Genomic DNA, 24,484 nt, shown 5'->3' with positions numbered 1-24,484 from the left:
GACCCCCGGTGGACACGGCACGTTCCGGCAGGTTCGAATTACTGGCATGCGGCACTCGCTTTCGATCGAACGCGAGCTTATACAGGAGATCGGATCATCCGACAGATCCACTTCGCGATGCGCAGACCAGGCCACTTGCCCCGAAATATCGGGGCATCGGCGTCTTTCGGCCACCCGCATGCGGTGGTACCTGCCCGATCGGCGCAGCCGGGGTCATAGTGGATTCCATTGCAGCACAGCGGTACCGGCGAAGGCGAACGGCGCCACCGGAGGTCGGTGACGCCGTTCGCTTGGTGCGAGCCGAACTCAGTTGGCCGGAGCCACGGTGCTCGTGGTGGCCGGAGCCACGGTGCTCGTGGCGGTGGGCGCGGCGGATTCCGTGGTGCTGGTCGCCGACGGGGCCGACTTGGTGGTGTCGATCGGCGCGGCGATCTCGGACGGGGCCGAGGTGGTCGTCGTGGCCGGCGGTGTGGTGGTCGTGGACGGTGCCGGCGTGGTGGTCGGGGCGGCGGTGGACGGCGTCGTGCTGACCGTGGGCGCGGCGCCGGTGCTGGTCGGTGCCGCGGTCGTGCTGGTCGGGGCGGCTTTGCTGGTGCTGGTGGCCGCGGCCGCTTTGTACACCGCTTCCACGTCCGCCTGCTCGGGCTTGGCGTTCTTGTCGATCTTCTTGCCCTCCTGCGCCTGCTTGGCCAGGTGGGTGATCCACGCCGCCGCGTATTCGGCGGAGGTCAGCGGCTTGCCGTTGGCGGGGTCGGCGTCCTTCCAGTAGTCGAAGTGGTGGCCGGTGTGGTTCGGGCCGAGGGTGAGCTTGTACGGATCGCTCATCACCACCGGAATGGTGTTCTGGTTCGTCACGATGAGACCGATGATCTCGTTCAGGATCTTCTGCGGCAGATATGCCAGCGGCGACATGTCGTCGGCCGCGATCGCATCGGCCTTCGCCGGGGTCGTGGCCGGCGGCTGACCCGGCTTGTAGGCGGGATCGGACACCTTCAACAGCACCTGGAGGAAGGTCTCGTCGCTCTTCATCCAGTTCGGGTTGGCGGCGATATCGGCGAACGCGGTCATCGCGATCCGGCCGAGCACGACGGCGACATCCTGGCCGGTGGCCGGGGTCAGCCCGTCGCGCTCGAGCGCGTCGACATTGATCTGCCTGCCCACGTTGACCACCAGCTGCAACAGCGAAATGTTCTCCGGCGCAGAGCAAGTCAGGTCGCCGTCGGAGCAGAACGAGGCGATCTTGCCGTTCAGTTTGCCGAAATCACCGCTGGTGCCGGGCAACGCGCCCTTACCCGGTACGGGATTCTTGCCGTTCTGATACTTCTGGTCGAAGCCGTCGGGGTTGCCGAACGGATCCTTCGAGCCGGGGAAAGGTCCGTCACCCGCGCTGCGTCCCGCATCGGCGAGGATCACGACGCCGAGGACATCGTCGGGATCGACGATCCCGTACGCGCCGTCCTGGCCCGCCTCCTGATGACCGATCTTCTGGGCGACGCGGCGCACGACATCGGCGCCCTCGCTGTAGCCCACGATCGAGAACTTGGTGTCCGGGCAGGCCTTCGAGATCTCGCGCATCACCTGTTCGGTGTTCGCGGCACCGGCGTTGACCGCGTCCTCGTAGGTGGCCATGTTCGCCGGGTAGGCGATGTAGACCGCGGCGTACGAGCCGGGCTCCACCTGTCCGTTCGGCGCGTTGACCACCGGATCGACCCACTCGCTGTTGTGGTCACCGGCCATCGCGGCGGGCAGTTCCTTGCCGTCCGCGCCGACGAGCAGCTTCGTGGTTCCCGCCACCGGAGTGTCGTTACGTCCGGCCACCGAGACCGTCACCATGTCATGACACTCGGTCACCGACGTCGTGAGCTGCGTATCCCTGGTCTGTGGTGACGACGTCAGTGCGAACGTGGCAGCCACCGCCGCCGCCACGCCCAGCACCGCGGGCGCCGCGACCGCCGAGGCGATCCGATGTCGCGCGAAGAACTCGCGAAAAGCCATGTCCTTATCCCCAATCCATTACCGGCAAGGTGACGGACAAGGCCCCCCCGAGGGCCATGCGTCACCGAGGACGTCGTGGCCGGGGTGCCGAGTGTTACTGGGTGGAATGGTTGCGGGCAGTGTGGAATCGGACACGTAGGGCGCTATTCCCCTTGACAAACAAGCAGGTTCAACTGGATCTAGCTGGCCTTATAGCCAATGGGCATGTCTGCTGCGGCCGTTCGCGCTCGATCCATGCCCCTATAAATGAGGTATCCCGCCGGTCGGTGCGGAACCATTTCTCGAAATGCGGCGGTAGTTCAGGTGCGGCTGCACTTGATGCCGCCGAATTCGGCCGACCGGATTTCGCGGACCGCATCAACTCGGCGTGCAGGTAATCGCGGCCAGTACCGCACGGAGTGCCGATTCCGCGTCCGGCCGGGCCGTCCACCGGGCGCCGATATGCCCGTCGGGCCGGACGAGCAGCGCGCCATCGGTCCCCAGCCCCCAGCGGTCGGCGTGCGCGCCGGCGAGGGTTTCGATGCGCAGCGGCCACGGCAGCGCTGGTTGCTGCCATGCGTCCGGCGCCGGGGTGAGCAGCGTGAACCAGGTGCCGAGCAGGTCCAGCGTGGACCGGCCGTCCTCGCGCCACAGATGCGGCATGCGATGGCCCGGCAGTGCGGTGGGCACGTACTCCGTGCCCATATCGGTGGATTCCGCCACCGCGCTGCCGGTGGTGTGCACGGCGGCAGAGCGATAGCTGACGCCGAGTACCAGCCCCATCTGCGCGAAATACTGTTCGGACCAAGGCAGTTCGATCCTCGCCGGGGAACTGCCGGATCGCGGGTCGCGGCGGCCGTGCTGTACCTGGAGCATGAGCCGGGTGTTCTCGACGGCCTGCCGCAGGGTGCGATGGGCCACCGGCAGCCGCTCGATCTCGTAGGTGTCCAACAGCTTCGGGTCCGCCCACCCGCGCAGCACCCCCGCCAGTTTCCAGCAGAGGTTGTGCACGTCGGCGACGCCGGTGTTCATGCCGAGGCCGCCGACGATGGGCAACGCGTGCGCGGCGTCCCCGGCGAGCAGTATCCGTCCGGCGCGGAAGCGTTCGGCCACATGGGCATTCATCTCCCAGTGCTGCACCCGGAGCACCTCGGCCGGCACCTGCGGACCGAGCGCGTGCGCGAGCAGCGCGGGCCAGTCGGCGTCGGCCACGTTGTCGGGCGTCGGCACGAACCACAGCCAGCCGCCCTCGGGGTAGAGCGGCGCGAACGATCCCTGCATGGTGAAGTAGACCCCCGCGGGCTGCTCGGCCCGCCAGCGCGGCAGGTCCGCCTCGAAGACCACCGAGGTGGCGCGGCTCAGCACCCCCGGGCCCGTGGTGCCGATGGCAAGACCCTGCCGGACAGTGGAATTGGCGCCGTCGGCGCCGAGGGCATAGCGGGCGCGGACCTCGGTCGTGGCCCCGCTGTTCCGATCGATCAGCGACGCCACGACGCCGTCGGCGACTTCGGTCAGATCGGCGGCCTCGACCTCGAAGCGCACCGGGGTGCTCGCCGCCGCGAGCAACGTCGGCTCCAATCGATCCTGCGAACTGACCACGCCGATTACCGGACTCGCCGCGATCGGCGCGTCCACCCCGACCATCGCCGCCGAGGCGAAGTCCTTGTCCAGCAACCGATCCCGGAAACGGATGCGACCGTACTCCGGCGGGAAGGCCCGGGCGGTGATCGTCTCCGCGATGCCGAGCCCGCGAAAGATCTCCATCGTTCGGGCGTTGATCAACCGCGACCTGGGAAACGGGGAGAGTTCGCGGCGCTTCTCGACCACCAGCGTGCGCACTCCCCAGCGTTCCAGCAGAGCACGGGCCGTCAGCCCGACCGGTCCGCCGCCGACAATCAACACCTCGACCTCGAGCATCTCCGCGCTCCTCCCGACTCGTCCGGCGGCTCCGCCACAGACCACTGTGCCGCAGTGCCGTCTCACGCCGGTTGCACCGAGGTTTCACCAGCTCGAGCGGGTAGTGACGGGCCGGTCGGACCGGCTTTCGCCGCGGGGTCCGCCCGGTGCCGAACTCGGCTGCGGCCGCCCGCGGCGGTGGTGTAGATTCGCACGGCCGACGGCATCCGATCTGCAGCGGATGCGCTCCCGCGGGGGCGTCGCCGGTTGCTCGCGCTTCAGGCGAAATTTGCCGGGTTTACGGAGTTACAAACGCGATACGCTCCAGTCACAGACAATAAGTATGGTCGGGTCATCACCTGACCGCGAACAACGTTGTCCGAGTGCATGTTTAGTCGAGATAAGAAAACTGGGCGGTCGGCTTTTGCTGCCGAGCGCTCCCTTGTGATGTGGTCCTCTGAGCGAGAGAGAAAGGCTGCGATCCATGAGAATCCAGCCACGGCGGCAGATTCTGAATGTGTGGAGTTCACTGCTGGCGGCCTGCTACCGAGACGATACCTGGGTGTGGGGCGGGCGGGACGGCTCGAACTCCATCAGTGACGCAGAACAACTGCTGTGCCTGCTCTACCCCGCTACCCAGATCACCAGCTTCGCGCTGCACAACCCCGACCAGATCGCCGACGACGTCCGGGCCACGCTCAAACCGTTCGGCCGGGAACGCCGTATCGGTTTGAAGATCGTCGAGATCATGGACGACTACCTGCGTCGCTACGAGCGCGACGAGGAGCCGGTCTTCTCCGCGGGCAGCTACCTGCGTGCGGGCGCGGGCGAGCAGGCGTCGGAAAAACAGCGCGAAGTCGACGTGGTCGATTCCTATTCCATGTCGCTGTCGCTCTGCCTGGCCGGACTGCAATATCTTCGCGCCCTGCGCGATCCGACCGGTGGCGGTGATCAGCCGCGGCTGGAGATCCTGATCAAGCCGGTCGAGGAGCGGCTCAGGAAGCGGCTCACCGCCGCCATGATCGGCCTGGTGCGCAGCTTCGTCGTGCAATCGGTGGATCCCGAGACCAAGCGTGGGCTCGCGATGCTCAGCATGTTCAATCAGACTGGCGCGGAATCGGATTCGGTGGTGAGCGGGGTCGCGAAGCGGCTCGAACGCGTCCGCAGCCGGCTGCTGCGAGACGTCACGCTGAACAAGACCCCGCAGGCCGACCTGGAAAGCCCCGCGCTGATGTTCGAGTGTGGCTGGAGCTGGGGCGTGGTCAAGGGCGCGGAGGTCATCGACTTCGTCGATGTGCCGACCGCCAAATCGGACGGTTACGCGATCGGACAGCCCTACCTGTACTTCACCATCACCGCTTTGGACGGCATCAACGACCTGACCCAGCCGCGCACCCGCGAGCTGGACCTGCTCGACGCAGACCAGCGACGCTTGGCCGACGCGCTGCAACTGCGCTGGGATCTCGCGCAACGGTATTGGTCGGCCATGGCCCGCTACGGTGACGGCGACTGGCCGCTCGAGGACATTCCCTGGCGGACCTCCGACGGCGAGGAGTCCGACTATTTCAGTCTCTGCGTCTCCGGCCTGCTGATCCAGGACCTGATCGCCCGCGAAGCCGACGACGACGACCTCACCAGGGCCACCAAGATTTTCGACGAGCTGGCCCGCCGCGGCCGGATCACCCGCAGGCTCACCGAGCGCGATCCCGCACGTGCCCTGCATATTCCGGGTGTACTGCTGACCCTGCAGGGCATCGAGTCCATCGACGACGGACCTGTGCTGGCCTGGTCGGTCTCGGACTACGGCCCGATGTTGCTGAAGCGCATCCTGCAGGCGGCGCAGCTGTCGCGCACCCTGTCGACGCGCAGGCAGCTGCTGGAACTGGCGCAGGCGACCATGGATCACCTGGAGCGGCGCGCTTTTCCGGGCGGGCCGGCCAAGGGCCTGTGGGACGATGCGGCGCGCGTATTCGTCGAACCGGTGCCGACCGGTGAGCCGGTCGAGCCCACGGACCGGGTGCAGGAACCCTCCTGGTATTTCACCGAGCGCATCATCGAGTGCCTGGTCGTCGCCGAATCCTCGTACCAGAATCCGCCGTTCCGCTCCCCCACCTCGGTGACGCGGGCGCTGGAATTGCTCGACGAAGCCGATCACCTGCTCAATCAGCGATTCCTCGAGCTCAGCGAAAAGGACAACACACCGAATCGGCGGGCATTGGAGAACATCGAAAAGAACCTTTTGCGCGCAAGCGTTTTGATAGACGAGCGGCCTGCGACGGCGTTCAGTCTCTGCGATCAGGCGTTGCGTGAGCTGGATGCGCTGGAAGTGGCCAGCCTCGATGCCAGGAGAGGTGAGTAGTTTGAGCGATTCCATCCTGGTTTTCTCGACCTCGGACAAAGGCGGCACCGGGCGCTCGGTGACCAGCTGTAATCTCGCCTATCGACTGAGCGCGAAGGACTACCGAGTCGCCTATCTCGATTTCGATTTCGGCTCGCCCACCTCGGGCGCGCTGTTCGAAATCGAGAAGATGGATCGCGGCGTGGTCGAGGGAAACGGCCTGCACCAGTATTTCACGGGCGCGGTGAATCCGCCGGTGCGCTACGACATTCGGTCGCAGACCAATCGCGAGAACCTGCGGGCCATCAGGCATCCGTACGAGCTCACGCTGTTCCCCGGTGATCGCGGGGGCGGTGAATTCGCGGCCACCGAGCAGGTGGTGAAGAAATGCATCGAGTTGATGGTGATCTGTCAGCAAGAATTCGATGTGATATTCGTGGACCTCAGCTCGGGCCGGTCGGCGGCCTTGGAGATCGTGCTGCGCGCCACGGCGGCCGATCCGTTGCAGGCGGTCGAATCGCGCTGGCTGGTTTTCCACCGCTGGACGCGCCAGCACATTCTCGCCGCGAACGGTCTGGTGCACGGCCCGAACGGCCTGTTGGAGACGGGGACGAGTTGCGGGCACGACGCGGGGCGGCTGCTGGACTCGGTCCGTTACGTCCGCACCGCGGTGCCGGACACGAACGAGGGGGAAGGCGACAAGGACCGCGGGCCCCAGTGGGCCTGGTTGCGTGAACAGAACAAAGCCCTGGAATATCTGGCGCAAAGAAATCAGCTCGGCGAGAGTGTCACGCTGGGCACCACTCCGGTGGAACCTATGCTCCAGTGGCGCGAGCAGCTGATCCTCGATTCCGACGTCGACCGCAATATCGCGAACAAAGGCACGGTCGAGGCTTTCGAGGAACTGGCCGATGGCCTCATGGACGTCGCGACGTGGGAGAGGCTCTACTGACGATGAACGGTGTCACCGTCTACAGCGAGGCGACCGAGCAGGTTCCGGTGGCCGGCGTGAACTTCGCGCACCTCTCCATCGAAACCGGGCATTTCTATATGAAGAGCCTGGTGAACGGCGAGGACAAGATCCGCGCCCATTTCCGGCAGGTGGCCCGGCTGGTCGATCTGTACACCAGGGACGCCAAGGCGGAGTACGGCGAATCCGCCCGGGTGAGTACGTGTTTCCTGATCGACGACTACTTCGGCGCGAATACCAAACCGAGCGAGATCCTGCCGAAGGTGCTCGGTATCGCGGCGGACTGCGACCTGCGCATCGACTATCTCGCGCGTGAGGCGGGCTGCTGGGAAACACCGCTGTATGTCAACGGCCGCATGACCGGGCAGCAGATCGAGCTGGCCGAGATGATCGCGTCCTGGGTCGTCGCCGAGCCGTTGAAGCAGACGACGGGCCGGCGCCCGCCGGATGTCGAATCCGGGTGGCTGTGCAACGGACGGCGCTCCTCCGATCACGATTCGGCGCAGGCGATGCAGGTCGCGGAATACCGCACGCCCGAGGAGTTCGCGTCCCGCGAGCACACCATCTTCCTGGACATCGAGCTGTGGAACACCCAGATCAACAAGGACGGGGAGGAGCACACGCGATGGTCGTGCCCGTTCCTGGCCGCGGTCTGGCAGCTCCTGCGTCTGGGCATGGTGCGCTACGAGGGCAAAGCGGTGGTCGAACCGCAGCCGCACGACGGGCCGTGGCCGCAACGCTGGTGGGAAATGCCCTCGGTGGTCAAATTGAACCCGCAGGCGGCGGCGTTCGAGGCCTACCGCGCGCTGTCCATTCTGCCGCGGGAGTACGTGAAGATCGAACATGCGGTGCAGACCATTCTGGACCACATCGTCATCGATCAGGAAGTCCTGGCAAAGGCCGTCAAACGCGCTGCGGGCGAACGGATCACGATCCCGCGCGAGGTCACCGGCCGGTTGTCCCACATGTTCGTCGACGAGGTCGCCAAGCTCCCGCGCGCGGACGGAGCGTGAGATGAACGACGCCGTCGTGGCATCCGATGACCCGCCGCTGGTCGTGCTCGGCGAGATTCACACCTGTCTGCTGCCATCCCGGAATGTGCTGGACACGACCGCCGGGGTCGAGCTGCTGAGCACGGTGCAACCCGGCATCGCGGTGAGCGCCCGGGCGCGGCCGATGCCCTTGGTGCTGTCGCCGAATCGTTTCGAAGGTGTGGACTGTGACCTGATCCCGCTGTCGGGCAAGCACATTCACGTGATCGGCACGGTCGCCTCGCGCACGGTGGTGATCGGCGGCCGGGTGTTACAGGGCTCGTCCCACACCAGGGTGATGCGGGCGCAGGACCGGCAGCCATGGTCGTACTACCTGAGCAGGCCCGGCACCGTCGACGCGGTGAGCGCGCTCGGTGCGCGACCGGCCGGCCGGATCGCGGACGGCCACCTGCACGTGCAGGACGCCGAGCAACTCGACCTGACCTCGGTCAGTCAGCGCATGTCCACCTTCACCCGGGTCGACCCGCGACTCGACCAGAAGGTGCCGTTCCGCGCAGGCAGCACGCGACTGCGCTGGTCCGTCGAGGTGTCGCCGGAGCCGGACTGCCTGCCCCACTTCGCTTTTCATCTGGCGAGCGACACGCTGCGCACCGTACGGCTCACCCTGGGTCCGCAGGATGCCGCGGTGGCCCAGCGCTTCTGTGAGGACCTCGCGATCCACGACTGGCTGCTCACCACCATCGGCCAGGTAGCCGACCGCGGCGCCAGGGCCGACCACGAGACCGACATGGTGCTGGAGCAACTCGTGCCCTTGCTGGAACAGCTTGTGCCGCTCTGGATGCCGGGCGCGCACACGGCACCGCAGTTGCGGCGACTGTGGGAGGGCCTGGAAGCCGATCCCGGCTTCACCCGGCAGTGGACCGCGCGGGTCGGGCAGCTGCGCGACCGCATGACCACCGCGACGCTGCGCGCACTGCGTAATTCGAAGATCATCAGCCACGACTGGTGAGCACGCACGGCCGAACCACCGCCGCACCGGTTGTTATCCCATAGGTGCAAGACCGCAGCTCGTTTGCCGTCCCACGCACTAGAATGACGGTGTGCCGTGGGATGCGGCAGTCGAATTGGGGAGGCATATCGATGGCCGACGTGTTGTTCATCGTCACCGTCGATCCGCGGGAGGAGCAGCGGCTCGATCAGCTGGCCGAGGAGCTGGCCGAGGAGCTGCGCGAGATCTCGGGCGTGGCGGTCGAGCCGGTGACCAAGGCCGGCAGTTCCGGGACGAAGTCCGGTACCGCGGTCGAGCTCGGTCAGTTGCTCGTGTCCGGGGGTGCGCTCAGCGCCGCGTCCTGGGCCGTTCGCGACATCGTCATCCGGTTTCTCGCGCGGAACCGGGCCGAATCCGTCACGGTCCGTAAGGGCAACCGTGGCGTCACGATCGTCCGGCCGACCGATGGGCAGGTCGACGGCGTCGTCGATCAGTTACGGAGTCTGTTAGGCGATGACTAGCCCCCGGGGCCGCCGGATCGCGCTGTTCGTCGCCAACGACACCTTTCATTCGACGGCGATCTCGCAGCTCTACGCACCGGTCTCGGACGCCCGCGAGCTGCGAAACCTGTTGCACGATCCCAGTATCGGCGCGTTCCAGCCCGCGGAGATCCTGGTCAACGAGTCGAAGACCGAGATCGAGCGCAGCATCGAGCGGTTGTTCCGCACCGCGCGCTCGGAAGATCTCGTGCTGTTCTACTACTCCGGCCACGGCTTTCGCACCAGTCGCAACCTGTACCTGGCCGCCTGTAACACGGACCCGACGCTGCCCAGCAGTTCCGCGGTGTCGTCCGCGTTCATCAAGGAGCTGATCCGTGAGTCGAGCGCCGCGGCCAAGGTCATCCTCCTGGACTGCTGTTACAGCGGAGCCTTCCTCGGCAGCGATGTGATCAAGGCGGCCGGCGGCATCGATGACGGGGTCGGCCAGCATCTCGTCGCGGGCGACGGCATCTGCGTGATGACCGCCTGCACCGGCGTGCAGATCGCCGAGGACGGAATCCGGCCCGCCACCGAGGATTCCGTGCCGCTGTCGATGTTCACCTCGGCCATCGTCAGCGGTATCACCACCGCGGGACTGGCGGGCAACGGCACCGGTCAGATCAGCACGCACGACCTGTGGACCTATGTGAGCGAGGAGGTGCGCCGCCGCACCGATCGCCAAACACCCAGTCACTACGGCTTTCTCAACGACGAGGTGTTCATCGCCCGTACCCGGCGCCGGACCCCCGGGGCCAGCGACAGCGGCGACCGGGTGCTGCTCGGCAGTCTGCTCGGCCGCCTGGAGCAGGTGGACGAAGATGCCGGGCTGCGGGCGGAGAACTGGTGGGGCACTTCGCGATTGGCCGTGCCGATCGGTAGGCAGCGCCGGCCCGACGGCACGGCGGGCGATATCGTGCAGCTGGAGTTCGCCGGGGCGGACGACGGGTTGCTCATCGTCGGCCGGGCGGGTTCGGGCAAGAGCACGCTGCTGCGCACCCTGGTGGCCGCGCTGGTGCTGACCCACTCCGCGGACGAAGCGCGGATCCATGTGCTGGAATCGAGTAATCGCCTGGGCTCCATGCGCGATCTACCGCATGTCGCGGACGTGGTCGGTGACGACGAGCCCGAACAGGTGGACGCGTTGCTGCGGCGCATGCTCGAGCAGATCGGCAGCCGAAAGCGGCTGTACCGCAAGCACACCATCGACTCCCCCGCCAATCTGCGGGCGGTTCGCGCGGCCCTGACCGAGGGGCCGGTGCCCGACCTGTTCCTGATCCTGGACCGCTGGGACGATTTCGCGGAGCTGCCCCGGGTGCCGGAGATGGTGCGGCGGATCGCCGATGCCGGACCGGAGTTCGGCGTGCACGTGATCGCCACCGTCCGGGACTGGAACGACGTGCCGGACTGGATGGCCCGGTTGCTGACCGTGCAGATCGAACTGCGCCTGCACCGGCCCGGCGATTCCCGGATCGACCCGGAGCGCGCGCTGCGGCTGCCCGAAGGTCCGGGGTGGGCCCTGCACCAGCAGCAGCCCTTCCGGATCGCGGTGCCCGATATTCGCGAGCCACCCGCCGACCCCACGCTGGTCGACGATATGACCGATGGCGCAGCGGATCTGGTGGCCCGGCTGCGCGCCCGGCACACCGCCGCCGGTGTCGGGGCCGGGCAGGCCGGCGCCGAGGTCGACGTCGATTTCGCCGCGCTGCACGGCCTCGCGGACGTGTCGGTGCCCGATCTCACCCGCTGGTGGCAGGATCGGTCGCCGCGCGAGATGTTGCGGATTCCGATCGGCGCGACGCGACCCGGCGAGCCGGTGTTCCTCGATCTCAAGCAGGTCGGCGACGGCGGCATGGGGCCGCACGGGCTGGTGGTCGGCGCGACCGGCGCGGGCAAGTCCGAACTGCTGCGCACCATCGTGCTCGGGTTGGCCCTGCACCATCCCCCGGACCGGGTGAACTTCCTGCTCGTCGATTTCAAGGGGGGCGCGACCTTCCAGCCGCTGAGCTGCCTGCCGCACCTGGCCGGTCATGTTCGCGATGTGGAACAGGATCTCTACCTGAGGGAACGGTTGCAGCAGGTACTCGCGGGCGAGATCGAGCGCCGCCAGCAGTTGCTGCACGACGCCGGGCCATACCCCACGATCGGCGAATACGAGCAGGCCCGCGCCACCGGCAAGGCGCTGCCGCCGCTGCCCGAGCTCGTCATCGTGATCGAGGAGTTCGTGGAATTACTTTCCGGGACTTCGGCTTTCGTCGACGTGCTGGTGCGGATCGGCAGGCTGGGCCGCTCGCTCGGCATGCATCTGCTGCTCGGTACGCAACGCCCGGACGAGTGGCGGTTGCGCGCGCTGGACAGCTATCTGTCGTATCGCATTGCGCTGCGTACCTTTTCACCCGCCGAGTCGCGGCTGGTGCTCGGCACCACCGACGCCTATCACCTGCCGCGGATACCCGGATACGGCTACCTGCGGATCGGTGCGGGCACCGTCACCCGTTTCCGGGCCGCGTACGCGTCCGGCGCGGGCGCGGCCACCGCGGGCATCGGCGGCGTAGACCGGCCGGTGGCGGAATCGCTCGCCGTCGCCCTCGGCCGCGACGGCCCGGTGGCGCACCAGATCTGGCCCGAGCCGCTGAGCGATTCGTCCACGGTGGGCATGCTGCTGCGGCAGTGGAATACCACTCTGTCCGTCGATCGGCCCGGCGCGCTGCGGCTGCCGATCGGCGTCGTCGATGTCCCGCGCAAACACCGCCGCGACGTGCTGGTCGCCGACCTGTCCAGTAGTTCGGGTCCGATGGCGATCGTCGGCGGACCGCGCTCGGGCAAGTCGACGGCGTTGCGGACCCTCATCGTCGCCGCCGCGGCCACGCACACCCCGGAGCAGGTGCAGTTCTACTGCTTGGATCTGGGCGGCGTGCTGGCCGGCCTCGCCGACATCCCGCACGTGGGATCGGTGGCCGGACGCCGTGATTCGGATCGCATACGGCGCACCGTCGCCGAGATCGCGGCGCTGGTCGGGCGCAGAGAACAGCGGTTCCGCGAGCTCGGGCTCACCTCGATGCACGAATTCCGTTCGCACAAAGCGCGCTTGGCCGAATTGCCGGCGGGCAAGCGTGCCGCGGACCCGCTCTCCGCCGACGAGTACGGCGATGTCTTCCTGATCGTCGACGGGCTCGACGTACTGCAGCAGGACTACCCCGCCCTGGAGCAGACGCTGGTCACCGTGGCGACGCAGGGACCACCCTGCGGTATCCACCTCGTGGTCACGCTGCCGCCGTGGACCCGCTCCCGGCTCGCCGTGCCGGAAACGATCGGCACCCTGATCGAGCTGCGACTCGGTGATCCCGCCGATTCCCAGCTGGACCGCCAGGCCGCGGGCACGGTACCGCCCGAGCATCCCGGCCGCGGGCTCTCCCCGGACAAGTTGCACCTGCTCATCGCGCTGCCGCGGCTGGACGCGGACACCGATCCACAGCACCTGCCGGGCGGTATCGCTGCGGCCGCCCGGCAATTGCGCACGATCTACGGCGCGCGCCGCGCGCCGGAGGTGCGCCTGCTGCCGCTCGATATCCCGCGCACCTACGTGCTGCGGTCGGCGCTGCACACCGGCGTCGCGCAGGACGCCACGCACGTGGTGATCGGCCTCGGTGAACGGGAATTGTCGCCGCTCGCTCTGGATTTCGCGACGCAGCCACATTTCATGGCCTTCGCCGACCAGGGCTACGGGAAAACCACCCTGCTGCACAACATCCTGCGCGGCATCGTGGAGAATTCCACGCCCGAGCAGGCACAGATCCTGCTGATCGACTATCGGCGGACGCTGCTGGGCGCGGTGGACGAGAATCGGCTGACGGCCTATTGCCCCACTGCCGCAACGGTTCCGGACGCCATCGACAAACTCTGCCAGCTCCTGGCGACCCGTATCCCGGGACCCGATATCGGTCCGCACCAACTGCACGATCGCACCTGGTGGACCGGGCCCGAATGCTTTGTCGTCGTGGACGACCACGACCTGGTCGTCACCGACGGCGACGACCCGCTGGAGCCGCTGCTGGAGTTCCTGTCGACCGCCTACGACGTCGGCCTGCACGTGGTGCTCACCCGCCGCGCGACCGGCCTGGCCCGCGCCTTGCACGGCAGCCTGCTCGGGCGGCTGCGCGAGGTGTCCGCCGCCGCCCTGCTCATGAGCGCACCGGCCGACGAGGGAAACCTGTTCGGCGGCAACGTCCGCGCCGCCTGCCTGCCGCCGGGGCGCGGCGTGCTCGTCACGAGATCCCGGGAACCCGAACCGATTCAGATCGCCCACCTGCCGCCACCGCGGTGAACCGGATCAATCGCCGGACAGACTCGCCCGCAGCGCCTGTACGGCGGCGGTCGGCGTGTAGTCGTCGGGCACGCCCTCGACGAGAATGATGTCGCCCTCGATATGCCGCGCGCGCAACGGCGCGATCGCCCGGTAGGCGGGCGAATCCCACCACTGCCGCGCCTCGTCCATCCCGGGAAAGCCGATCATCACCACCGCGCCCGGCCAGCTGCCCTCCTTCACCTCGTGCTGCTTCATGTGCACGAGGTAGCGCCCGCCGTACGGTGCGAAGGTGCCGGGCAGTCGCTCGATGTACTCGGCGATCTCCGCGTGCGGCGCGGCATCTTGCAGATGAGCGATGACGTAGGCGGGCATGACATCCTCCGGGTTCGATCGGTACGCCACCGATCGTGACACGCAGGACGGACGCGGGTCGATTACCTCTCGGGTAATCCTTCGATGTACCGGGCGATTACGGTGCCGCGACGGGTGTCAGGCAGCTGGCCGGCGGATCGACCAGAATGCAGAGTGCCGGTGCGCGGGTCGGGCGGTAGTCACCGGGGACGCCGCCCGCGGCGACGAGCTGGGTGTAGGTGCCGACCGCGTCGGTGGGGCGGCGGGTCAGGCCGGGATCGGTGCGCACGTCGACCGTGTAGAGGCCGAATCGTGGTGTGTAGCTGCCCCATTCGTAGTTGTCGGTGAGGCTCCAATAGTTGTAGCCCATGACGTTCATGCCGTCGGCCTTCGCACGCTGGATCCAGTACACCGTGTCGCGCAGGTGATCGCTGCGGGAGTACCCGTCCGGCCGGGGGCCGCCGTTCTCGGTCGGCATGCCGTTCTCGACGATGTACAGCGGTTTACCGGGGAAGCGCTGCGAATAGTGGCGCAGCGCATAGTAGATGCCCTCCGTGCGCAGCGGCAGATCCCAGATGTTCATGCCCGGCGGGTTCGGCACGGCCGAGCCGAGCGCCCTGGTGACCGAGCCCAGCACCGACTGCACCGGATCGAACCCGAAGTAGTAGTCGACGCCGACATAGTCGAGCCGTGCCGCGACCCGGTCGATGAACGACCCGTTGACCTCGGCCTCCGAGCCCGCGACATAGCCGACGTTGCTGGTGACCTGGGCGCCGGGTTGCACCTGATGGATGTGGTCGTAGATGGCGTTGTGCGCCTGTGCGAGCCGGTCCAGCATCTCGCCGGGATCGGCCTTGCCCCTGCGCACCTCGTGCGAGACATAGGCCGCGGGCTCGTTCACGGTGACCCACAGCGGATCGCGGTCGGCATAACGATCGACGACCGCGCGCATGTTGGCCAGCCAGTCCCCCACCATCTCGGGATTGCGCCACCCGCCGCGATCGACCGCCCACCCCGGATACACCCAGTGGTCGAGGGTGATCATCGGCCGCATGCCCGCCTGCGCGATCTTCGCGAGCACCGCGTCGTAGAAACGGAACGCGCCCTCGTCCCACACCCCCGGCGCGGGTTGCAGCCGGGCCCATTCGATTCCGATGCGGAAGACCCGCACACCGAGATCAGCCGCCAGATCGATGTCGGACGCGTAGCGGTCGTAGAAGTCGACCGAATCGTGCAGCGCGTCGTAGTCGGGATGGGACGGAATGTAGCGCGTCCAATTGCTGTCGGGCGCATGTCCTTCGGACTGGAACCCGGAACTTGCCACGCCCCAAAGGAAATCACCGCCGAGCGGTGCCGCGACCGGCTGGATCGGCGGTGCCGCCGCGGCATTCGTACACAGCAGCATCGTCGATGCGGCGGCAGCGAGTACGGCCAGGACATACCTTCGAACCCGGAATCGCATCACCTCAGGGTAACTGGATGTGCACCGAGGGCCGCCGGATCAGGTGAATCCACCGGTAGGCGACCGGTGTTCGGGCGTGGCGGATCCGCCGTTCACCAGATGTCGGTCCACACCGGACGTTTGGGGACATCGAACAGGGCGTAGTTCTTGCGGACCAGCAGCGCAGCGGTGGAGCCGACGCTCAACCGCTCGGCCAGGGCGCGTGCTTCGGCCTCGCGGAATTGCGGGTAGAGGAACTGTTTTCGGACCCGGAGATCCCGTCCGGAATCCGGGTGGGCGAACCGGGCTTCGACCTGCACCCGCCACAGATCCCAGCTGAGCGTGCCCGAACGGTATTTTCGCCGTAGCTCCGACTCGACCACCACCGCCGCGACTTCAACCCCGGCGCGCCGCAGGTAGCTGCGGCGCAACCGCCATGCGGCGGACAGTACGAGCATCCATGCGCCGATGCCCGCGAACACGCTCACCGGCAGATACAGCGCCATGGCGAGCTGCGAATCGGTCCACCGGACGATCGCGGCACCCAGTCGCAACGCACCCCCGAAGAATGCCACGGCCGCGACGACGACACCCAGCGTCCACACCAGCGACATCAGGCCGATCAACCTGTCGGACCGGCTCATAGCGCTCTCCTCGGGCAACTCGGCGGTGCGTCGCCGACTGTAATGGCACCCCTGCGGCGCGCGGTCACGGTGTGCGCCGGCTCAGCTCCACGGCCGCCGCTCATCGGGATAGTCGTCGAAGTCGTCCGGCCAGTCGCTGGGACCGACCACATTGTCCTCCGGGCGCGGCCGGCGGGTGGGCGTCCAGGTGGTAGCCGAGGGCGGATCCGGTTCGGCCGGGGGCGTCGGGGACCATCGCCAGACGAACTCCGGCGAGCCTTTCATCTCGGCTACCTCCGGTGGCACCGGCCGGGCGAGGGTTTCGATATCGCTCCAACGACATTCACCGCTCGCGACGCGTTCGGCGTACGCCTTCAGCGCCGCGGACGCGGTGTCCATCCCGGCGACCATCGAGATGAACTCGTCGGTCACCTCGGTGGCGCGCTCGAAGAGCTCGGCGGGGTCGATGCTGTCGAGGCGGATGGTGGCGGTGCGCAGGTTGTCGACCGCGTCCATGACCTGGCGGGCGAGCGCCTCTGCCGTGGGGTCGAGATCGGGCTCGCGCATGCTGCCCCACTGCGGCCGGGTCACTGGGCGTTCGCCCACGGTGTGGCGCCGGTGTCGTAGGCCTGCGTCGGCCGGTTCGTGGTGTCGCCGTAATTGGCTATCTGCTCGATGTCCTTGCCGAGGGCCGCTTTACGAGTCGCGTCGTCGATCTTGTTGGTGACCGGCGCGATCGCCTCGTCCAACTTCTGCTTCGCCTTGTCCTGCAATTGACCCACCGGGTCCTTGATGAAGTCGAGGAGCCTCTTGAAGGCGTCGGCCAGCTCCTTGATCTTGGTGACCACGTCTATCGCGGCTTTGACGAGAAACCCGATGTCGGCGACCAGCTTGGCGATCCGTGCGGCGCCGAGACCAGGGACCGCCGTGGACAAGATATTGGCGACCGATTTGAGCGCGCCCTTGATGTCGTCGAAATCGCAGTACTTGTTGAGCATCCCCCACATCTTCTCGAGGATGGTTTTGATGCCGTCCCGGATCATGTCGGACACCGCGCCCGCGCAATCGCTGACGATCCGGCCGACCGGCCCTTCCCACTTCATCGCCGCGATCTGTTTGGTCGCCCACGCGCTGAAGGCCACGGAGGCGGCGCCATCCCAATTCGGTTTGTTGTCGGTACTGCCGTCGATCCGCTTGACACCGGATTCGAGATTCTTGCCGCAGGCCTCCAGGCCGTTACCCGCCGCCTTGTACACCTCACCGAGCCTGCGGATTTCGGACCAGTTCCCGGGAATCGGTGCCAGACAGGTGACCAGCGGGTCGTATTCGGTGCCGGCCGCCCGGGTGATGCTCTTGATGGACTCGTTCACATTGCCGAGCACCGGGAAGACTTCGGCGATGAGCCCGGCGAGTTCTTCTTTGTTCGCGGCGGGCGCTTCGTATTTGACGGACTCCGGCTTCGAATAGCTGGCCGCACCGGCGTATTGCGCGGTCACGCCGGTCTCTTCGGTGTTGTCGTCCACCGGCAGATTCGATTCGGTATTCGCGTTCAGCGCGGCGTAGTTCTGCTGATCCTGGCTGTGATACATCCAGGCGGCCTTGTTGAGTTCGGTGCCGGTACCGAGGGTGGTGTTCGCGAGCACCGAGTGGCGCTGCGACATCCAGTCCGCGGCATCGTTGATCGGGGCGATCAGCGTGTCGATGATCGGCCCGTGCAGCCAATCGGCCGCCTTACCTTCCTTCGCCACGAAACTGGACGCCAGCAGGGCGTCTCCCGCTATCGAGGTGACGAGATTGCCGAGACCGGCAATCTCGCTGGGGTTCGCCGCGAATGTCTCGGCCATCCGTATTACTCCCTGACTGTGTACTTCACTCACATCGGCGGGCGCGGTGCGCGTCGGCACGGCCCGCCGAAAAGCGGCACTACTCGGTGTCGAGTGCTTCGCTGAAGGTTTCGGCGATCTGGCGGATCTGGTCACAGGGCGGCGGCACGGCGACCGGGCCCGGGGTGACGATCAGCCCGACCGTGAACGTCCCGTCGGCCGATTCGATCGATGCCCAGCAACCGTTGCCGACCTGCGGCGTCCGGTACAGCACTGCCGCCCGTCCGCGGATCGGATCCGCGTTGAATATCTCGTGCTCCGAGCTCGTCCGGATGTTGTCGAGGGTGAGGTCGCTGGACGTCACGGACAATCCGCCGGTGGGGTACTTCGCGCCATCGACGAGTGCCTCTCGCCAGAATTGGCAGCCGATCGTCGTGAGTAGCGAGGACACCCCTTCGCTCACCGCACGCTCGCGCGTCGCCGGGTCGAATCCGGCCTTTTGCACGAGATCGTCGCCGACCCGCGCGCACGGATCGAACCGCACCTGCTTCGCACCGGTCTGGGTCGGTGCCGGCGGGAGACTCACCTGCACCGAGGGGGACGTCGCGGTCGACGTCGCGGTATGTCCCGCGTGCTCGGTGGCACCACCGGCGCAGGCGGACAGCACCGTAGCGCTCAGCACCAGACAACCGGCGGCGAAGCCCTTGCTCATCATCGAAGCCCTCCCCGGGTCAGCAACCCCTTGGCGATCCACGACGATACGATGCCTCCGCACCCTGGTCAAACGGCGCTGCCAGGTCTGTTCCGTCCTGGCACCCCGACTGCCAAATGCGGAAATCCAGGTTTAGCGCACTGCTCGACGGGCAAGTGCGCCGGGCAGCGACACCCGGGCTTCCGGGTGCCGCTGCCGTGGTGCCGATCAGAGCTGGGCCAGGTCGATCGCGTCGGCCATGGCCCGGTAGCCCGCGGCGTTGGGATGCTTGTGATCGCCGGAATCGAAGGCGGGGGCGAGGTTTTCCGGATCGGCCGGGTCGCGGACGGCGGCATGGAAATCGACCACCGCGTCGTATTCACCACTGGTGCGCAGCCACTGGTTGAACTCGCGGATCTTCGCCGCAGACTTCTCGGTGTAGTACTCGGCGCCCTTCATCGGCAGCAGGGTGGCGCCGACGATCCGGACGCCCGCGCGGTGCGCGGCGGCGATGAGCTGCCGATGACCGGCGATCAGCTGCGCCACCGAGACCTCCGGGTTCGGCTTGTACGTGGGCAGGTCGACCTCGGAGAAGCCGAAATCGTTCAGGCCGCCGAGGACGATCACGCTGGAGACATCGGGCTTGGCGAGCACGTCCCGCTCGAACCGCCGCACGGCGGCCGCGCCGAACCAGGCGGAATCGTTGAGGATCAGGTTGCCGCCGATCCCGGCATTGAGCACGGGGCGCGGGGTGCCCGCTTCGGCCAGTCGCTGCGCGAGCCGATCCGGATAGCGGGTGTTGGTGTCGTAGGTGGAGCCGAACCCGTCGGTGATCGAATCGCCGACCGTGACGATGGTGCCGCCGTCGGCTTCGGCGCTACCGAACACCTGCACGTCGGTCAGGTAGTACCAGGAGTGGGTGGTCTCGGTGAAGGGTGCGGCGGCCGGGTCGGCGACATGGTCGCCCGCGGCGCGATAAGTGCTGGCGTACGCCTGCGAATGGAAGGTGGCGGGGCCGGTCGGGCCGGCCAGGTACAGGGTGACGCCGACCGAATCCATGGCGGCGAGGTTCAGGTCGGCGGCGTCGCTGGTCAGGGTCTGCCCGGCCGGGATCTCGGCCCCGGCGCGACCATCGAAGGTCAACTCCCGCAACGAATTCGGATCCACCGCCGCACCCGTGGCGGCACGGGCGATGGTGACGCGATCCACCCGCAGCGGGGTGGCGCCGAACAGGTTGGACAGTGTGATCCTGGCCGCGGTGCCGCCGTCGGTCACCCGGACCACCTGGCGCACCGTCTGGTTGTCGAAGCCGTCCTGCGCCCAGTTCGGTTCGAAGCCGATACTGGGCGACTGCGGGGCCGCCGACCAGCCGGACCCGCAAGGTGTTCTGCATCGTACTGTCCTCTCTGAACCGCACTAACGGATCTGTGATCCCGTTAGTGTTGGTGACAGTACTGCCTAACCGCGATTAATGAAACTTCATTCCCGTTAGTTGGGCGCTGACTCGGCGGCAGTGCGCAGTCAGAAGCGGAAGCGCACGATCCGAGTGGACCGGCGCATGCCCGGTAGCCGGTTCAGGAGACGGTACAACCGGCGAATGTCCTTGGGCGCCTTGGTCATCAGCACCGGGGCGTCGTTCATCGGTGCCTCGTCGACGAACTCGAGCCGCGGCAGCCAATCGGCGATCGCGGCCGGATCATCGAAACCGCAATGGAATTGGGTGCCGTACTTGCGCAGCACCGGATGCCACCGCGAGGTGCGCCACGCCCAGACCGCCACCGTGTCGAACTGGATCCCGCCGGTCGGGAAGGTGGCGACGACGGCGTCGAGCAGTTCGCGCAGTTCGGCTTCGGTGAGGTGGGGGACCAGTCCCTCGGCGATCAGCAGCACCGGACGGCCGCGCGGGATACGGTCCAGCCAGGTCAGGTCTGTCACGCTGGAGCCGATCAGGGTGTAGTGCTCGCGCGGCGGCAGCAGTCGTTGCCGCAGTGCGATGATCGCCGGATAGTCCAGGTCGTACCAGTCGACCGTAGCCGGCGGATCGACCCGATATACCCTGGCATCGAGGCCGCAGCCCAAGTGCAGCACCACCGCGTCGGGGTGCTCGGCGAGGAAGGTCCGAGCCCAATCGTCGTGGGTCTTCGCGCGCACCACCGCACTGAGCCCGATCTGGCTCTTACCGAATCGACCCTTGTCGTAGTCGGGCTCGAGCCGCCGCATCACCTGCGCGGCAAAGGTGTCACCGAGTATCGGATCCGGCAACAGATTGTCCAGGGCCTTGGCCCGCAGCACGGGGCTGAGGGTCTTCTGCACTCCGACCAGTTCGGCGTCCGGCACCCCACCCACGCTACTCCCGTCACGAACCCGTGAAAGCGTGCAGTGCGGCCGTGGCGAGCGTCTGCTGTGCACCGAACGCCTCGAAAGTGCTGACGGGCCGAAAGCCAAGGCGGGTGGCGAGTTTCAGTGAACGCGTGTAGGCAGCCGGCTCATGAAAGCCATTCTGGCTCAGCGGCCGAACCCCGCCGGCCTGTTCGGCACAACGGCGATCAGGCCGAGTCGCTGGGCCGCGCGTAGGGCGGCGATGCGATCGTGCACGCCGATTTTCCGGTAGATGTTCTCGGTATGTTTGGTGGCGGTCGCGGGGGCGATGCCGAGCCTGCTCGCGATCGCGCGGGCGGTCAGGCCCTCGCAGAGCAGGCCCAGCACCGCCAGCTCCCGCGGAGTCAGCCGGTAGTCCGTGGGGTCTGCCGGTCCGCGATGCCCGAAGGCCGCCGTCTCGTGGGCTTCCACCGCATCGAGCAATGATCGTGCGAGCGTGGCGTATTCGAGGTCACCGTCGCTGAACCCGTGGCTGCTGCGACTCATGATGACGCCGCGGATTCGGCCGCGTCCCGCGGCCAGGGGCAGCGCCAGCTGCCGGTCGATACCGATCGCGTCCTTGCCCGCCCGGTACGCCTCGCCCTTCCACCAGCGATCGTCGGCGACTTCGTCCATGGTCAACGGCGTCGTGTCCCCGGTCCGGGCGTAATGCTGCAACAGCGGATGAGATCGCATGTGCGCGTGGATGAGTGCGTCGAGTGGTGCTTCGTGCAGCCAGTCCGGCGCACCGGTGAGGGCGTGTCCGGTGCCTGCGTCCCAGTCGAGATCGATCAGTACCGCGAGATCGCATGGTAGGTCGGCGGTGAGCCGCTCCATGAGCAGCGGCCACACCCGCAGCGGCTCTCGTTCGGTGACGATCGCCAAGGCGAGATCGTGGATTTTCTGTGCGGTCGAGTCGGTCCCCCTCGTCACCGCTTCAGTATCTCCCGGGCACGTTCCGCGAACAGGCCGAAGCGCAGAACGCCATACGAAGTTGTTCGTATGGTCGGCGCGGCGCCCGGAATCCTACGGTTGTTCTGCGCGAAATACACTGCCGGATAGTGACTTTCGATCATGGAAAGCGCGGCGGTGCCGACGCGCCGAGGCATGTCGAAAGGAAGCACACAATGTCGAGCCGAAACTCCCACCGCACCGCACGCTGGGCCACCCTGGTCATGGCGGCGACCGCCGCGCTCGGTCTCACCGCGGCGGCGCCCGCACAGGCCGGCAACCTCCCGATGATCTACCCGGGTTACGCACAATTCTGGGAGACCCCCAGCTTCGACAACGACGGTGTCACATTGGGTCTCGGCGCCCACGAACTATTGCGCGTCACCAGGGACTGCGTGTTCTTCTGCTGGAACGACTGGAACAACGTGCCGTCCTCCCTGAACGTCGGGCCGCACACGTGGCTCACGGTGTGGGACGGTGAAGGCCGCACCGGCGACTGCATCGCCTTCTGGGGTGGCGAACCGGTGGAGTACGGCGCAGGCCGCGCCTGGGACGATCTCACTCGAATCAACGCGGGTCCCGCGTCAGGCGACTGGTCCAAACGGATCAGCTACATCACCGTGATCACGGTGTCGGCCTACGAAGACGACCGCATGACCAATTGCCCGGAGGCCGTGTGGCGGTGAGGCGTTCAGCGCCGCCGTCTCCGGCGTCTTCGCTACTGGGGTGCCAGGAAGTCGGTGAACAGCGGAAGCAGTGCGGGTAGCCCGTCCACCGGAATGATGTGGCCGCAGTCGGGGATCACGGCCTCGGTCAGATCGTCGGTGTGCGACCGCAACTGCCGGGCGAGGGCGTCACCGACCGGATGCGCCCCGACGGCCAGCGTCGGCATCCGCAATCGAGTTGTGGCGGTGGCCTTTTCGATCTGACGTCCGCTCTCGGGCAGGGCCCGGTAGTGCGCGAAGGCGGCACGCAACGCGGCGGAGCCGGTGTAGGCGGTGACGAACGCGGTGCGCAGGTGTGCGGGCACACCACGGCCGCGCGTGCCCGCGCGCAGAAACCAGTCGATATAGGCGCTTTCGTGCCCGATGAGCACCGACTCGGCCAGGTCCGGGACGGCATGAAAACCGAACCACCAGGGCGGTCCGTCGCGCAGGAAATCCTCGGCTCCGGGTAACCGGCCGAGCATCGCCTCCATGAGCACCAGACGCCGAACCCGGTCCGGGTGCTGCATCGCGGTCAGGAACGCCGGGGCGGCACCGAGATCGAAACCGACCACGTCCGCGCGGGTTTCGCCCAGGGCATCCAGCACGGCAACCGCGTCCACGGCCAGATTCGCTGCGTCGTAACCGCTTTCCGGCCGGGTCGTCGCACCCAACCCGCGCAGGTCGGGCGCGATCACCCGATGTGTCCCCGCGAGTCCGTCCAGCACACCCCGCCACACCTCCCAGGTGTGCGGAAACCCGTGCAGCAGCAGGACCGCGGGACCCGCTCCGGCGACCGCGACGTTCATCTCGATCCCGTTCGCCGCGACCCTGTGCAGCGCGATATCGGCGCTCATCTCCACCTCGAAGCTGGTAACCATCAGTGACCACCTCACGGTAGGTAACCTGGGCGGATCGGCCAAGACGGCACTTTCGATTCAGGTGGTGAGCTTCAGGTGACTACCCGGCGCGGAGATCTGTTCGATCCCGCCTGTCCTACTCGGCAACTGCTGGACCGGATCGGCTCCAAATGGGTCTCCATGGTCATCAAAATCCTCGCGTCGGCAGATCCGCCCGAGGTGCGCTTCGCCGAACTGCGCCGCCGCATCCCCGGCATCTCCCAAAAAATGCTCTCGGTAACCCTCGCCCAACTGGTCCGCGACAACCTCGTCGCCCGCCGCGTCACCCCCACCGTCCCACCCCAAGTCCACTACCGCCTAACCGACCTGGGCCTATCCCTAGAAGTCCCCCTCGCCGCCCTCCGAGAATGGGCCGAACACAACATGTCCGCCATCGATGAGCGGCCCCCAGCGGACCAGTGACCCGCTCGCCCGTCGCAACCGGACCTCGAAACCACGGCAGATCCACAACACCACTCCGCCACGAGTTCTGAAACCTACGAGGGCCAGGTCTGCTCGGTCGGAGGTTACGCTTACTGCTGGACTGGAAACCGTTGGATCGGCTCGACATGAACTGTGGACCGGCCTACTACTCGCAAGCTACCAAGGCGGCGTGCTACAAGATCCGCTGCAGGTGATGCAG

The 24,484-nt window shown here is 67.1% G+C and carries 20 protein-coding genes; 8 read left to right on the top strand and 12 right to left on the bottom strand.

Features of this window, described 5'->3' with window-relative positions:
• Positions 1–306 precede the first annotated feature (306 nt).
• Both NVU01S_RS10465 and NVU01S_RS10460 read right to left on the bottom strand, forming a co-directional pair.
• Positions 307–1,995, bottom strand: coding sequence for a cutinase family protein (locus NVU01S_RS10465; RefSeq protein WP_043664197.1), 1,689 nt, complete (start codon positions 1,993–1,995; stop codon positions 307–309).
• A gap of 357 nt (positions 1,996–2,352) precedes the next feature.
• A complete protein-coding gene (locus tag NVU01S_RS10460) occupies positions 2,353–3,891 on the bottom strand; it encodes an FAD-dependent monooxygenase (protein ID WP_043664192.1) in 1,539 nt (512 codons plus the stop codon).
• A gap of 463 nt (positions 3,892–4,354) precedes the next feature.
• On the opposite strand from NVU01S_RS10460, the gene NVU01S_RS10455 reads away from it, so the two are divergent.
• From NVU01S_RS10455 to eccCb, 6 genes are all read left to right on the top strand, one after another.
• Positions 4,355–6,229 (top strand): SCO2524 family protein, encoded by a 1,875-nt coding sequence (locus tag NVU01S_RS10455; RefSeq protein ID WP_043664190.1) that lies wholly within the window; start codon positions 4,355–4,357, stop codon positions 6,227–6,229.
• Between the two features lies 1 nt (position 6,230).
• Entirely contained in the window at positions 6,231–7,160 is a 930-nt protein-coding gene (locus NVU01S_RS10450; RefSeq protein WP_082031816.1) for an SCO2523 family variant P-loop protein, read from the top strand.
• A gap of 2 nt (positions 7,161–7,162) precedes the next feature.
• Positions 7,163–8,191 carry an SCO2522 family protein gene (locus NVU01S_RS10445; protein ID WP_043664187.1) on the top strand — a complete coding sequence of 343 codons (1,029 nt, stop codon included), beginning with the start codon at positions 7,163–7,165 and terminating at the stop codon, positions 8,189–8,191.
• A gap of 1 nt (position 8,192) precedes the next feature.
• The gene (locus NVU01S_RS10440) at positions 8,193–9,179 is read left to right on the top strand and encodes an SCO2521 family protein (protein ID WP_043664184.1); all 987 of its coding nucleotides are present in this window, start codon (positions 8,193–8,195) and stop codon (positions 9,177–9,179) included.
• Between the two features lie 131 nt (positions 9,180–9,310).
• Complete coding sequence (locus NVU01S_RS10435; protein WP_043664180.1) at positions 9,311–9,679, top strand: hypothetical protein; 369 nt, start codon at positions 9,311–9,313, stop codon at positions 9,677–9,679.
• Positions 9,672–14,018, top strand: a complete 4,347-nt coding sequence (eccCb, locus tag NVU01S_RS10430) for a type VII secretion protein EccCb (RefSeq protein ID WP_043664177.1) — start codon at positions 9,672–9,674, stop codon at positions 14,016–14,018. Before NVU01S_RS10435 ends, eccCb begins: the two co-directional genes overlap by 8 nt.
• 6 nt (positions 14,019–14,024) lie before the next feature.
• On the opposite strand, the gene NVU01S_RS10425 is transcribed toward eccCb, so the two are convergent.
• The 9 genes from NVU01S_RS10425 to NVU01S_RS10385 all read right to left on the bottom strand — a co-directional run bounded on the left by NVU01S_RS10425 (position 14,025) and on the right by NVU01S_RS10385 (position 22,220).
• Entirely contained in the window at positions 14,025–14,372 is a 348-nt protein-coding gene (locus NVU01S_RS10425) for a DUF1330 domain-containing protein (protein WP_043664350.1), read from the bottom strand.
• A 97-nt stretch (positions 14,373–14,469) separates the two neighbouring features.
• Positions 14,470–15,813 (bottom strand): family 1 glycosylhydrolase, encoded by a 1,344-nt coding sequence (locus tag NVU01S_RS10420; RefSeq protein ID WP_043664175.1) that lies wholly within the window; start codon positions 15,811–15,813, stop codon positions 14,470–14,472.
• 92 nt (positions 15,814–15,905) lie between these two features.
• Positions 15,906–16,436 carry a hypothetical protein gene (locus tag NVU01S_RS10415; RefSeq protein WP_043664172.1) on the bottom strand — a complete coding sequence of 177 codons (531 nt, stop codon included), beginning with the start codon at positions 16,434–16,436 and terminating at the stop codon, positions 15,906–15,908.
• An 81-nt stretch (positions 16,437–16,517) separates the two neighbouring features.
• The gene (locus NVU01S_RS10410) at positions 16,518–16,982 is read right to left on the bottom strand and encodes a hypothetical protein (RefSeq protein WP_244896304.1); all 465 of its coding nucleotides are present in this window, start codon (positions 16,980–16,982) and stop codon (positions 16,518–16,520) included.
• 20 nt (positions 16,983–17,002) lie between these two features.
• The gene (locus tag NVU01S_RS10405; protein WP_043664167.1) at positions 17,003–18,259 is read right to left on the bottom strand and encodes a hypothetical protein; all 1,257 of its coding nucleotides are present in this window, start codon (positions 18,257–18,259) and stop codon (positions 17,003–17,005) included.
• Positions 18,260–18,338: 79 nt separating this feature from the next.
• Positions 18,339–18,953, bottom strand: a complete 615-nt coding sequence (locus NVU01S_RS10400; RefSeq protein WP_082031815.1) for a DUF3558 domain-containing protein — start codon at positions 18,951–18,953, stop codon at positions 18,339–18,341.
• A gap of 204 nt (positions 18,954–19,157) precedes the next feature.
• On the bottom strand, positions 19,158–20,213 hold the full coding sequence (locus tag NVU01S_RS10395; RefSeq protein WP_209444749.1) for an SGNH/GDSL hydrolase family protein: 1,056 nt from the start codon (positions 20,211–20,213) through the stop codon (positions 19,158–19,160).
• A gap of 237 nt (positions 20,214–20,450) precedes the next feature.
• The gene (locus tag NVU01S_RS10390) at positions 20,451–21,266 is read right to left on the bottom strand and encodes a class I SAM-dependent methyltransferase (protein WP_043664162.1); all 816 of its coding nucleotides are present in this window, start codon (positions 21,264–21,266) and stop codon (positions 20,451–20,453) included.
• Positions 21,267–21,434: 168 nt separating this feature from the next.
• Positions 21,435–22,220, bottom strand: a complete 786-nt coding sequence (locus NVU01S_RS10385) for a helix-turn-helix transcriptional regulator (RefSeq protein WP_052280154.1) — start codon at positions 22,218–22,220, stop codon at positions 21,435–21,437.
• A 194-nt stretch (positions 22,221–22,414) separates the two neighbouring features.
• Here NVU01S_RS10385 and NVU01S_RS10375 point away from each other — a divergent pair, with 194 nt between their 5' ends.
• On the top strand, positions 22,415–22,924 hold the full coding sequence (locus NVU01S_RS10375) for a hypothetical protein (protein WP_043664158.1): 510 nt from the start codon (positions 22,415–22,417) through the stop codon (positions 22,922–22,924).
• 32 nt (positions 22,925–22,956) lie between these two features.
• On the opposite strand, the gene NVU01S_RS10370 is transcribed toward NVU01S_RS10375, so the two are convergent.
• Positions 22,957–23,823, bottom strand: a complete 867-nt coding sequence (locus NVU01S_RS10370) for an alpha/beta fold hydrolase (protein ID WP_052280153.1) — start codon at positions 23,821–23,823, stop codon at positions 22,957–22,959.
• 75 nt (positions 23,824–23,898) lie between these two features.
• Between NVU01S_RS10370 and NVU01S_RS10365 the strand changes: the two genes are divergently transcribed.
• A complete protein-coding gene (locus NVU01S_RS10365) occupies positions 23,899–24,264 on the top strand; it encodes a winged helix-turn-helix transcriptional regulator (RefSeq protein WP_043664156.1) in 366 nt (121 codons plus the stop codon).
• Positions 24,265–24,484: the final 220 nt, after the last annotated feature.

Source organism: Nocardia vulneris, from assembly GCF_001613425.1.
Lineage (GTDB): Bacteria > Actinomycetota > Actinomycetes > Mycobacteriales > Mycobacteriaceae > Nocardia > Nocardia vulneris.
The sequence above is the reverse complement of the archived record's forward strand: the minus strand, read 5'-3'. Positions and strand labels throughout refer to the sequence as shown.

Bases quoted from the DNA above. Each gene is read 5' to 3' on its own strand.
- NVU01S_RS10400 (WP_082031815.1), bottom strand. From the start codon at position 18,953: ATGATGAGCAAGGGCTTCGCCGCCGGTTGTCTGGTGCTGAGCGCTACG.
- NVU01S_RS10375 (WP_043664158.1), top strand. From the start codon at position 22,415: ATGTCGAGCCGAAACTCCCACCGCACCGCACGCTGGGCCACCCTGGTC.
- NVU01S_RS10445 (WP_043664187.1), top strand. From the start codon at position 7,163: ATGAACGGTGTCACCGTCTACAGCGAGGCGACCGAGCAGGTTCCGGTG.
- eccCb (WP_043664177.1), top strand. From the start codon at position 9,672: ATGACTAGCCCCCGGGGCCGCCGGATCGCGCTGTTCGTCGCCAACGAC.
- NVU01S_RS10410 (WP_244896304.1), bottom strand. From the start codon at position 16,982: ATGCGCGAGCCCGATCTCGACCCCACGGCAGAGGCGCTCGCCCGCCAG.
- NVU01S_RS10405 (WP_043664167.1), bottom strand. From the start codon at position 18,259: ATGGCCGAGACATTCGCGGCGAACCCCAGCGAGATTGCCGGTCTCGGC.
- NVU01S_RS10415 (WP_043664172.1), bottom strand. From the start codon at position 16,436: ATGAGCCGGTCCGACAGGTTGATCGGCCTGATGTCGCTGGTGTGGACG.
- NVU01S_RS10370 (WP_052280153.1), bottom strand. From the start codon at position 23,823: ATGGTTACCAGCTTCGAGGTGGAGATGAGCGCCGATATCGCGCTGCAC.
- NVU01S_RS10425 (WP_043664350.1), bottom strand. From the start codon at position 14,372: ATGCCCGCCTACGTCATCGCTCATCTGCAAGATGCCGCGCCGCACGCG.
- NVU01S_RS10455 (WP_043664190.1), top strand. From the start codon at position 4,355: ATGAGAATCCAGCCACGGCGGCAGATTCTGAATGTGTGGAGTTCACTG.
- NVU01S_RS10460 (WP_043664192.1), bottom strand. From the start codon at position 3,891: ATGCTCGAGGTCGAGGTGTTGATTGTCGGCGGCGGACCGGTCGGGCTG.
- NVU01S_RS10435 (WP_043664180.1), top strand. From the start codon at position 9,311: ATGGCCGACGTGTTGTTCATCGTCACCGTCGATCCGCGGGAGGAGCAG.
- NVU01S_RS10465 (WP_043664197.1), bottom strand. From the start codon at position 1,995: ATGGCTTTTCGCGAGTTCTTCGCGCGACATCGGATCGCCTCGGCGGTC.
- NVU01S_RS10420 (WP_043664175.1), bottom strand. From the start codon at position 15,813: ATGCGATTCCGGGTTCGAAGGTATGTCCTGGCCGTACTCGCTGCCGCC.
- NVU01S_RS10440 (WP_043664184.1), top strand. From the start codon at position 8,193: ATGAACGACGCCGTCGTGGCATCCGATGACCCGCCGCTGGTCGTGCTC.